The sequence below is a fragment of the Sphingobium sp. ba1 genome (genome assembly GCF_000743655.1).
Classification (GTDB): Bacteria; Pseudomonadota; Alphaproteobacteria; order Sphingomonadales; family Sphingomonadaceae; genus Sphingobium.
On sequence record NZ_JPPQ01000069.1, the window covers coordinates 1,256,690 to 1,267,178 of the forward strand.

The following is a 10,489-nucleotide window of genomic DNA, read 5'->3' on the forward strand; positions in this document are numbered from 1 at the left end:
TCGAAAGAAGATGGCGGTTCATCGGGAAGGGCGCGGCAAACATGCCGTTACCCATTATCGGATGGAGGAACGGCTGACTGGCGCGGCGATGGTCGAATGTCGCCTGGAAACCGGCCGAACGCATCAGGTGCGCGTGCATATGGCGCATATCGGGCACCCCTTGATCGGTGATCCGGTTTACAGTAGGGATAGAAAAGGTTTCAAATCAATACTGGAAACGCTGGGTTTCAAAAGGCAGGCATTGCACGCCAAAACCCTAGGGTTCATACATCCGGTGACGGGCTCGCCCCTCCTGTTCCAAAGTGCACTGCCCATGGACATGCAGGAACTGTTAAGCGAGCTTAGAGTATAGGTTTCGACATGTTTGCGACGGCGATTTGGATGCCTCTTCTGGGTCCCGCCGCGCATGAAAGGGAAAGGTGAAGCGACATGGCCAACAAGAGCAATGTCCCCGCGGTGCCGGCGCTGGGCGGTGAAGCCAGCCTCAACCGCTATCTGTCGGAGATTCGCAAATTTCCGCTGCTCACCCCTGAGCAGGAATATATGCTGGCGAAACGCTATGAGGAGCATCAGGATCCTGAAGCGGCAGCGCAGTTGGTAACCTCGCATCTGCGCCTCGTGGCGAAGATCGCGATGGGCTATCGCGGCTATGGCCTGCCGGTCAGCGAGCTGATTTCCGAAGGCAATATCGGCCTGATGCAGGGCGTGAAGAAGTTCGAGGCCGAGCGCGGCTTCCGTCTGGCGACCTACGCCATGTGGTGGATTCGCGCGTCGATCCAGGAATTCATCCTGCGGTCCTGGTCGCTCGTGAAGATGGGAACCACCGCGTCGCAGAAGAAGCTGTTCTTCAACCTGCGCCGGATGAAGAATAACATCGAAGCGTTCGAGGATGGCGATCTCAAGCCGGAGGATGTCACCAAGATCGCTACTGATCTCGGCGTATCCGAACAGGATGTCGTGTCGATGAACCGTCGCATGGCGATGGGTGGCGACACGTCGCTCAACGTGCCGATGCGCGAGGATGGCGAGGGTCAGTGGCAGGACTGGTTGCAGGATCATGATCCGCTGCAGGACGAGCGTGTCGCCGACGAGCAAGAGCGGACCCAGCGCCATGAGATGCTGGAAGAAGCGATGACCGACCTCAACGATCGCGAGAAGCACATCCTGGCCGAACGGCGTCTGGCCGAAGAGCCCAAGACGCTCGAAGAACTGAGCCAGGTCTATGGCGTCAGCCGCGAGCGGGTGCGCCAGATCGAGGTGCGGGCGTTCGAGAAGCTGCAAAAGGCGATGATGCGGATTGCAGGCGACCGGCTGGGCCAGATGGCGCGCTTCGCTGCCGCCTGACGGATCGGGCTACCAACATTAAGAGGCTCCGGCGTAAAGCCGGGGCCTTTTTTGTGCGCGCGGCTTGAGCGGCGTGGCGGGAGTGCGTTACGCTCCTGCCATGACCGCAAAACCCCTCCGCTCCCCCCGTCGCCGTTCGCGCTGGATCGTCCTTCCCTTCAAGATCATTCTCGGCTTCGTGGTCCTGTCGCTGCTGATGGTGGTGGTCTATCGGTTCGTTCCGCCGCCGGTCACCATGACCATGCTGCTCGATCCCAATGGCATTACCAAGGACTGGATGCCACTCGACGAGATGGACCCCGACATGGCGCGCGCGGCGATCGCCGGGGAGGATGGCAAATTCTGTACCCATCATGGCTTCGATGTCGATGCCATCACCAAGGCCGCGTTGAACAATGCCAGCGGCGGACGCATCCGGGGCGGATCGACGATCAGCCAGCAGACCGCCAAGAATGTGTTTCTCTGGCAGGGCGGCGGTTTCGTGCGCAAGGGGCTGGAGGCCTGGTTCACGGTGCTGATCGAAGCGATCTGGGGCAAGCCGCGGATCATGGAAGTCTATCTCAACGTCGCCGAAACCGGCATCGGCACCTATGGCGCGCGGGCGGGCGCGATCCGCTATTTCAACCATGGCGCGGGCCAGTTGACGCGCGCGGAAGCCGCTCGCATCGCCGCCGTTCTCCCTCTCCCCAAGAAGCGCGCGGCCGTTGCGCCCACGGGGTTCACCCGTCGCTATGGCAATACGATCGCGGCGCGGATCGGCGCGGTGCAGCGGGACGGGTTGGATAGCTGTTTGCGGTGACGCATCCTCTTAACTTCGCATATTTCCCGCAGATTTCGACATAAAGTTACGCGCGGCTGATCCTATCGGAAAGTGCGGCCTAATGGTTGATATCCTTTTATAGGCGGGCGTAGCCAAGTAGGACAGCGCGATTGCAGGCACAGAAAAAGGGCGGGGATTGCTCCCCGCCCTTTTCTGTTTCGTTGGCTTTGGTCGGATCAGAAGCTGACGTGCAGCGAACCCGATACCGCGCGCGGCGAACCGATCTGCACGAAGCCGGGGCTGCCATAAACGCCCGTGGTCGTGTTGACCGACTGGTTCAGACCACCGCCGAAACCGCCGACATAGAATTTGTCGAACAGGTTGCTGACGTTCAGCTGGAACCAGGTATCCTTCGCACCGAAGCGGGCGAGCGAGACGCGAGCGTCCAGATCGACCAGCGTGTAGGCCGGGGCCGCGGCGCTGTAGATTTCCACAGGCGTCAGAGCAGCCGCGGTGTTGCGGTAGGTCGGCAGGTTCGTGTCGAACACAAAGCGCTTGCCGGTGCGCTTGGCCTGCACGCCCAGAGTTACGCCTTCGAAGTTGACCTCGGCGCGACCGCCCAGGGTGAAGACGGGGGCGCCGCTTTCACGCTTGCCAGCCGTCGGGGCGAAGACTTCCGTCGTCACGCCGCCGGTGGTGACTTCGCCGATCACGATATCATCCTTGATCTTCGACTTCAGATAGGAACCGAAGACATAGAGGGTGAAGTTCTCGATCGGCGTGTAGCCGATGCTGCCATCAAACCCGTACTTTTCCACCTCACCCAGGTTACGGAAGACTGAAACGTTGAGTTCAGGGTCGAAGGCCGAGGCCAAACGGTTCTTGTAAGCGGTGTACCACAAGGTTGCCTGTGCCTGGAACTTGGAGGTCGAGTAGCGGGCACCAAGGTCGAAGCTGTCGGTCGTTTCGGGCTCAGGGTTCGCGCTTGCCGTATCCTGCGGGAAGAAGAAGGCGTTGTAGAGCGAGTCGGTGCCCGGCACCGACAGCCCCTTGGAATAGTTCCAGAACACGCTGGCTTCTGGCGTGATCTTGAAGTTCAGGCCGAGGTTCGGCAGCACCTTGTCATATTTATAGGTGCGTTCCTGCGGTCCAGCCCAAGTCGGACGCAAAGCGGCCGTATTGCCTGGAATGACGCCGTCCGTACCGAAACATTCGACAAAGCCGGCTGCGCTGCTGGTGAAGCAGTTGTTCTGCAGCTTGCGCTTGAAGAACGGTGCGCGAACGCCCGCCTGAACCGTCAGCATTTCGTCGAAGAACTTGCCGATATATTCGCCCGAAATCTGATGCAGGATCGCATAGGAAAGGCGATCACGCTTTTGCAGGATCGATCCGTTGACTGCGGCCTGCGGGTCATCGGACGGGAACACGTCCTGCGTTTCGCCGGTGCGGCCCAGCAAGCCGACTTCGCCGGTCTGACGATGGCGGCCATGATCGAAGGTGTAGGCTACGCGAACGCGGTTATTGTCATCGATGTCGTACCGCAGCGAGCTGAGGACAGCGTAACGGTCAGTCGTCGTCTGGCTGGGTGCCAACACATTGACCTGGTCGAGCAGATCGCCGTCACCGTTCAGATCGCGACCGAAATAGGGCGAACCGCCGAAATAACCGGCCTGACCAACGAAAGCCGAACCCGGATCGAGATCGAACAGACCTTCACGCGCAGCAGCGGTGCCGCCGCCATTCGCCTTCACATATTGATAGCTGGGATCGACCGTCAGGGTCAGCTTGTCCGTCAGCGTGAAACGCGAGTTGATGCGGATATTGCCGGTGTTGGACGGGTTGAAACGATAGTCGAACAGGGTGCCGCAGCTACCCGCAGCATCGGCAACGCCAGCTACGCCCGTCGGAACGGTGCAAGGTGCGATGGTGTAGAAACGCTCATCCTTGGTGATGGGATAGCGGTTGGCCGAATTCGGTCCAGCGACACGGCCCTGGTCGGTATCGACACGCAGGGGAAGCGAACCGAAGAAGTTGTTGCGGTTGGCGTTCCAATGGCCAGCGATCGAGACGAAATCGCCGTTGCTGCCAATCGGCTGATAAATCTTGGCGTTATACTGCTGCTTGTCGATCTGACCGAAATTGTTGAACACATTGTCGTTGCGCGTGGTCGATGCCGAGAACCAAGCCTTGGTACCAAACGGCGTGAACACACCGGTTTCAACCAGGCCGAACAGGCGGAAGAAGTCATAGTCGCCAGCCGCGCCGACCATGGTGACCTTGAAATCGTCCGACCCGTTGATCGAGCGATAGTTGACGGTGCCGCCCGAAGCCGCTGCCGTCGGGCTATCGACATCGGTCGAACCGAGGTTGACGTTGATTTCGTTGATCAGTTCGGGGTCGAGCTGCTGGTTGGAATAGATGGCATAGTTGCCGGTATCATTGAGCGGCATGCCGTCAAAGGTGAGCGACACGCGATCGGGACCGAAGCCGCGAATGTTCAGCGTACCACCGGCCGAGCCATAAGGATCGTTGTTCTGGAAGCTGACACCTGGGATCAGGTTGATCGCGTTCAGGATGCTGTTGCCCGAACCCTGCTTAGCGATGATTTCCTGGGTCAGGACGCCCTTGGCTTTGGTGGTGTCGGGCAGAACGACGCCGCCGACACCTGCATTGACGCGCGCGCCGGTGACGACGATCGTGTCTTCAAAATCCTGCGAACCGGTCGACTGCGCGAAGGCGGCGCCCGGAATGGCGACGGCGATGATCGCGGCGCTGCCCATTAGAAACTGTTTCATTTGACCCTTTTCCCTTTTTCAAAGGTGGCGCGTGGGCGCCTGTGCTGTGCTGTTCTCTCAAGCCGGGACCGCATTTGGCGGTTACTGGCGACGGCCCTGTGATGCTCTGATTGCAAATTTGTTACAATGCAGCATCCAGACTGTCACATTCCTCCACCACCCCGCGCCGTTGCGCTTGGGGACGCCCCGCCTCTGGCCATAAATCATTGCATTTTAGTGACTTAATGGTGCGGTGGGGACTTAGTTTGACAGTGGTGCAATTTTGCAACGCGGCAGAAATTTTTGTGCGCTGCACCCGCAGATCATAAAAAAGGGGCCGACGATCGTGCGTCGGCCCCTTTTGGGATCAGTTATGGACAGGAAGACGTCAGGCGGCGTCTTCGGCCCGATTCTGCTTTTCGCTGAATACGCGGACCGGCTCTTTCTTGCCTGCGACCACTTCCTTGTCGACCACCACTTCGCCGACGCCCTGCATCGAGGGAAGATCGAACATGGTGTCGAGCAGGATCGATTCGAGGATCGAGCGCAACCCGCGCGCGCCGGTCTTGCGTTCGATGGCGCGCTTGGCGATCGCGGTCAGCGCGTCGTCGGTGAAGCTCAAGTCGACATTCTCCATGTCGAACAGCTTGCCATATTGCTTGACCAGCGCGTTCTTCGGCTCGACCAGGATCTTGACCAGCGCGGAGACGTCCAGATCTTCGAGCGTCGCGATGACCGGCAGACGACCGACAAATTCAGGGATCAGGCCGAATTTGAGCAGATCCTCCGGCTCGCTCGACCGCAGCAGTTCGCCAGTCTTGCGCTCTTCGGGCGCGGCGACATAGGCGCCAAAGCCGATCGACTTGGCTTCCAGACGGTCGCCGATGATCTTTTCCAGACCCGCAAAGGCCCCGCCGCAGATGAAGAGGATGTTGGTCGTGTCGACCTGCAGAAACTCCTGCTGCGGATGCTTGCGCCCGCCCTGTGGCGGCACCGACGCGGTGGTGCCTTCCATCAGCTTGAGCAGCGCCTGCTGCACGCCCTCACCCGACACGTCGCGGGTGATTGAGGGGTTTTCGGCCTTGCGGCTGATCTTGTCGATTTCGTCGATATAGACGATGCCGCGCTGCGCCTTTTCGACATTATAGTCGGACGCCTGGAGCAGCTTGAGGATGATATTCTCGACATCCTCGCCGACATAGCCCGCTTCGGTCAGCGTCGTCGCGTCGGCCATGGTGAAGGGCACGTCGAACGTCTTGGCCAGCGTCTGCGCAAGCAAGGTCTTGCCGCAGCCAGTGGGACCGACGAGCAGGATGTTGGACTTGGCGAGTTCGACCTCACCCGGCTTCGAGCCATGGTTGAGGCGCTTATAATGGTTATGGACCGCGACCGACAGGACGCGCTTCGCCCGGTTCTGGCCGATCACATAATCGTCCAGCACATCGCAGATTTCCTGCGGGGTCGGCACGCCGCCATCCTTCTTGCCGACGAGGCCGCCCTTGGTCTCCTCGCGAATGATGTCGTTGCACAGTTCCACGCATTCGTCGCAGATGAACACGGTCGGCCCCGCGATCAGCTTCCGCACCTCATGCTGCGACTTGCCGCAGAAGGAGCAGTAAAGCGTGCTTTTTGAATCGGAGCCGGTAAGCTTAGTCATTCGCCATTCTTTCTTCCCTGCCGCTTTGACGATCGACCTGATCGCATCGGCGAGGGATATTCTGGTCCAAAGGCCATCCTAGACCGTGGCGCGCCGTTTCCACAAGGGGAGAAGTGGCGCGCCGCGGCAAAGTCAGCCATCAACTATCCGACGGATCGGCCAAGGAAGGCCGCTGGTCGAACACTTCATCGACAAGGCCGAAAGCCTTGGCCTCGTCCGCTTCGAGGAAGGTGTCGCGATCCATCGCCTTCTCGACCTCTTCCAACGACCGTCCGGTATATTTGACGTAGAGGTCGTTCAGGCGGCGGCGGATACGCAGGATTTCCTTGGCCTGGATCTCGATATCGGACGCCATGCCCTGCGCACCGCCGGAAGGCTGGTGGATCATGATCCGGCTGTTGGTGGTGGCAAAGCGCATGCCCGGCTCGCCCGCGGCCAGCAGGAAACTGCCCATCGAGGCGGCCTGGCCGACGCAGAGCGTGCCGACCTTGGGCCGGATATATTTCATCGTATCGTGGATCGCCATGCCGGACGTCACTACGCCGCCGGGCGAGTTGATGTACATCCAGATGTCCTTCTTCGGATTTTCCGATTCGAGGAACAGCAGCTGGGCAACGATCAACGAGGCCATATGATCTTCGACCTGGCCGGTCACGAAGATGATCCGTTCGCGCAGCAGGCGCGAGAAAATGTCGAAGCTGCGCTCGCCACGGTTCGACTGTTCGATCACGATGGGGACCAGCGCGGCCATGGGGTTGGTCATGATATCGGTCATTATGCTCTTTCAGTCAGCTGCTTTTGCCCGCCCCTACATCGTCACAAAAGGCGGCAGGTTCAAGGGGGAACAGGTGCAGCGGGATCGGGCTAGTCGCGCGCGGCGTAATCGGACGGCGCGCGGTGGGCGAGATAGGCCAGACGACGCACTTCGCGGCGGCCCCGCACGACGGTATCGAGGATCAGGCCGCACATCGCCGACAGGGTGGCGAGGATCATGAGGCCGGTCACCAATATCGCGGTCGGGAAGCGGGGCACGAGGCCCGTTTCCATATAGGTGACGATCAGCGGCGCGGCGAGGCCGAGCGCAAGCAGCGCCAGGAAGGCGGCGATGATGCCGAAGAACAGCACCGGCCGCTCGATGCGATAGAGGGTGATGATGGTGCGCAGGATGCGGAAACCATCGCGATAGGTGCTGAGCTTGCTGACCGATCCTTCGGGTCGCGCGCCATAAGCGGTGATGACTTCCGACACCGGCATGGCGAGTTCGAGCGCGTGGACGCTGATCTCGGTTTCGATCTCAAACCCAGCGGACAATACCGGGAAGCTTTTGACGAAGCGGCGGGAAAAGACGCGATAGCCCGACAGGATGTCAGTGAAGCTGCGGCCGAACAATTGTTTGAGCAGGCCGGTCAGCGCCCAGTTGCCGAGGCGATGGCCGGGGCGATAGGCTTCCTCCGCTTCGCTTTTGCGGCAGCCGACCACCATGTCGAGATTGTCGGCGAGCATGGCGGCCACCATCGCCGGGGCGGCGGCGGCTTCGTAGGTCGCGTCGCCATCGGCCATGATGTAGATGTCGGCATCGACGTCGGCGAACATGCGGCGCACGACATGGCCCTTGCCCTGTTGCGATACGCGGCGGACGATCGCGCCCGCATCGGCGGCCAGGTCGCGACTGCCATCGCTGCTGTTATTGTCGAAGACGTAGATGACCGCCTGCGGCAAAGCGCGGCGGAAGTCGGCCACCGTCTGCACGATGGCCTCTGCCTCATTGTAGCAGGGCAGGATGACCGCGATGCGCGGCGATCCGGCGGCAGCATCGCTGGCGAGAGCCATATCCACGGGCGGAAATTCCTTCATCGTCAGCCTATCCTCTGGTCGTCCGCGCGCCAAGACATGGACCGGCAGGGTTAATATTTCCTCTGCCATAATGGCCCAGACATGAAAAGCGCCCGCGCTTCACGAGGAAGCCGGGCGCTCTTTCAGTCTGACGAAAGCCTTATTCGGCCTTGGCAGCGGCCTTCTTGGCAGGGGCCTTCTTCTTGGGCGCGGCCTCGGCGGCGGGTGCCTCCTCGGTTGCGACCGCGTCCTCGGCGACATCCTTCTTGGCGGCAGCCTTTTTCGGTGCAGCCTTCTTGGGCGCAGCTTCTTCCGCGGGGGGCGCTTCTTCGGCTACCGGGGCGTCTTCCGCCTCGGCCTTCTTCTTGGGCGCAGCCTTCTTGGCCTTCGGCTTTTCGTCATGGTCATGACCGCAATCGGGGCCATGCACATGCGGCTTGAGGTCGCCGTCTTCGGCTTCGATCGCTGCTTCCAGCTCTTCCTTGGTCACGGTGCGTTCGGTGACTTCGGCTTTGTCGAACAGATAGTCGACGACCTTGTCCTCATAGAGCGGGGCGCGCAGCTGGGCGGCGGCCATCGCGTCCTGGCGGACATATTGCACGAAACGCTCGCGATCCTGCGGGCCGTATTGCTGCGCGGCCTGCATGATCAGGCGGTTCATTTCCTGTTCCGACACGGTCACGCCATTGGCCTGGCCGATTTCCGAGAGCAGGAGGCCAAGGCGGACGCGACGCACGGCGATGGCGCGATAGTCTTCTTTCTCGGCTTCCATCTCGGCGAGTGCGGCGGCCGGGTCTTCTTCATGGCCCGCTTCATGCTGAAGCTGCGCCCAGATCTGCTCGAATTCGGCTTCCACCATGCTCGGCGGAACGTCGAAGTCGTGCGAGGCGGCGAGCTGGTCGAGCAGCTTGCGCTTCATGTGGGTGCGGGTCAGGCCGTTATGCTCCTGCTCGATCTGCCCCTTGAGCAGGTCGTTCAGTTGCTCCAGCCCTTCCAGGCCCAGCGACTTGGCGAACTCGTCGTCCAGCTTGGGCTTGTCGCCGTCCAGGATCGACTTGACGGTGACGTCGAAGGTCGCCGCCTTGCCGGCCAGATGTTCCGCGCCATAATCTTCGGGGAAGGTGACCTCGATGGTCTTTTCTTCGCCCTTCTTCACGCCGGTCAGCTGTTCTTCGAAACCGGGGATGAACTGGCCCGCGCCGATCTTGAGCCGGATGTCGTCAGCCGAACCGCCTTCAAAGGCTTCGCCATCGACCTTGCCGACGAAATCGATGACCAGCGTGTCGCCGTCCTGCGCGACATGATCGTCGGCATGTTCTTCCAGTGCACCCTGCTGGGTGGCGATGCGACCGGCCGATTCCGCGACCTGTTCGTCGCTCACGGGAACGGTCAGGCGCTCAAGCTTGAGGCCATCGACGCTGGGGGCGGCGATTTCCGGCAGCACTTCCAGCGCGACCTTGATCTCGGCATCCTTGCCGAACTCAAAACCCTCGTCCAGCTCGACCGAAGGCTGCATCGCGGGACGCAGCTTCTGGTCGGCGATCAGCTTCTGGATGCTTTCCTGGATGCTGTTGTTGAGCGCGTCGCGCTGCAAAGCCTCGCCATGCATCTTCTTGACCAGGTTGGCGGGCACCTTGCCGGGACGGAAGCCAGGCATCCGCACCTGCGGCGCCATGGTCTTGACTTCCTTTTCCACTCGCGCGTCGATATCCTTCGACGTGATGGTTACGGTGTAGGCGCGCTTTAGGCCCTCGTTCAACGTCTCGACAGTCTGCATCTCTTCTCTCAAACGCTTTCTTCAGCTGAATTTCGGTGGCGCCTGCGATGGGCCGGGGCCTGGCGCACTGGTGCGGGCGAAGGGACTCGAACCCCCACATCTTGCGATACCAGAACCTAAATCTGGCGCGTCTACCAATTTCGCCACGCCCGCATCGGTCGCCGGTCGGCGCGGCATAGAGAAAAGCGGGGAAAGAGGCAAGGGATAGTGGCATGATGCCGGGAACCCTGTTGCCGGGCCGTGCGTAGCCTATCGACCAACCCCATGAAGGAGTGCCGCAGTCATGGCTACCCAGCCCGATCCCAATCCCGACGGCCTGCCCCCACCCGACATCATCGAACCCC

At 60.9% G+C, this 10,489-nt stretch carries 8 protein-coding genes and 1 tRNA gene; 3 read left to right on the plus strand and 6 right to left on the minus strand.

Annotation, left to right across the window (positions count from 1 at the left end; genetic code table 11):
* The 3 genes from IL54_RS09130 to mtgA all read left to right on the plus strand — a co-directional run.
* Nucleotides 1–352 (plus strand): RluA family pseudouridine synthase (locus IL54_RS09130; protein ID WP_237748830.1); only part of this gene is annotated, 352 nt, incomplete at its 5' end.
* Between the two features lie 77 nt (nt 353–429).
* Entirely contained in the window at nt 430–1,344 is a 915-nt protein-coding gene (gene rpoH / locus IL54_RS09135; RefSeq protein ID WP_037474994.1) for an RNA polymerase sigma factor RpoH, read from the plus strand.
* 100 nt (nt 1,345–1,444) lie between these two features.
* Nucleotides 1,445–2,143, plus strand: coding sequence for a monofunctional biosynthetic peptidoglycan transglycosylase (mtgA, locus tag IL54_RS09140; RefSeq protein WP_037474996.1), 699 nt, complete (start codon nt 1,445–1,447; stop codon nt 2,141–2,143).
* Between the two features lie 197 nt (nt 2,144–2,340).
* On the opposite strand, the gene IL54_RS09145 is transcribed toward mtgA, so the two are convergent.
* From IL54_RS09145 to IL54_RS09170, 6 genes are all read right to left on the minus strand, one after another.
* Nucleotides 2,341–4,899, minus strand: coding sequence for a TonB-dependent receptor (locus IL54_RS09145; protein ID WP_037474999.1), 2,559 nt, complete (start codon nt 4,897–4,899; stop codon nt 2,341–2,343).
* Between the two features lie 367 nt (nt 4,900–5,266).
* Nucleotides 5,267–6,535, minus strand: coding sequence for an ATP-dependent Clp protease ATP-binding subunit ClpX (gene clpX, locus IL54_RS09150; protein ID WP_037475001.1), 1,269 nt, complete (start codon nt 6,533–6,535; stop codon nt 5,267–5,269).
* Nucleotides 6,536–6,674: 139 nt separating this feature from the next.
* A complete protein-coding gene (locus tag IL54_RS09155) occupies nt 6,675–7,310 on the minus strand; it encodes an ATP-dependent Clp protease proteolytic subunit (RefSeq protein WP_037475003.1) in 636 nt (211 codons plus the stop codon).
* An 89-nt stretch (nt 7,311–7,399) separates the two neighbouring features.
* The gene (locus tag IL54_RS09160; RefSeq protein ID WP_037475005.1) at nt 7,400–8,389 is read right to left on the minus strand and encodes a glycosyltransferase family 2 protein; all 990 of its coding nucleotides are present in this window, start codon (nt 8,387–8,389) and stop codon (nt 7,400–7,402) included.
* Nucleotides 8,390–8,528: 139 nt separating this feature from the next.
* Nucleotides 8,529–10,145, minus strand: a complete 1,617-nt coding sequence (gene tig, locus IL54_RS09165) for a trigger factor (RefSeq protein ID WP_037475007.1) — start codon at nt 10,143–10,145, stop codon at nt 8,529–8,531.
* A gap of 68 nt (nt 10,146–10,213) precedes the next feature.
* Nucleotides 10,214–10,298, minus strand: a tRNA-Leu gene (locus IL54_RS09170).
* Between the last annotated feature and the right edge of the window lie 191 nt (nt 10,299–10,489).

Coding starts and splice junctions, on each gene's coding strand:
- clpX (WP_037475001.1), bottom strand. CDS start 6,535: ATGACTAAGCTTACCGGCTCCGATTCAAAAAGCACGCTTTACTGCTCC.
- IL54_RS09145 (WP_037474999.1), bottom strand. CDS start 4,899: ATGAAACAGTTTCTAATGGGCAGCGCCGCGATCATCGCCGTCGCCATT.
- IL54_RS09160 (WP_037475005.1), bottom strand. CDS start 8,389: ATGAAGGAATTTCCGCCCGTGGATATGGCTCTCGCCAGCGATGCTGCC.
- rpoH (WP_037474994.1), top strand. CDS start 430: ATGGCCAACAAGAGCAATGTCCCCGCGGTGCCGGCGCTGGGCGGTGAA.
- tig (WP_037475007.1), bottom strand. CDS start 10,145: ATGCAGACTGTCGAGACGTTGAACGAGGGCCTAAAGCGCGCCTACACC.
- IL54_RS09155 (WP_037475003.1), bottom strand. CDS start 7,310: ATGACCGATATCATGACCAACCCCATGGCCGCGCTGGTCCCCATCGTG.
- mtgA (WP_037474996.1), top strand. CDS start 1,445: ATGACCGCAAAACCCCTCCGCTCCCCCCGTCGCCGTTCGCGCTGGATC.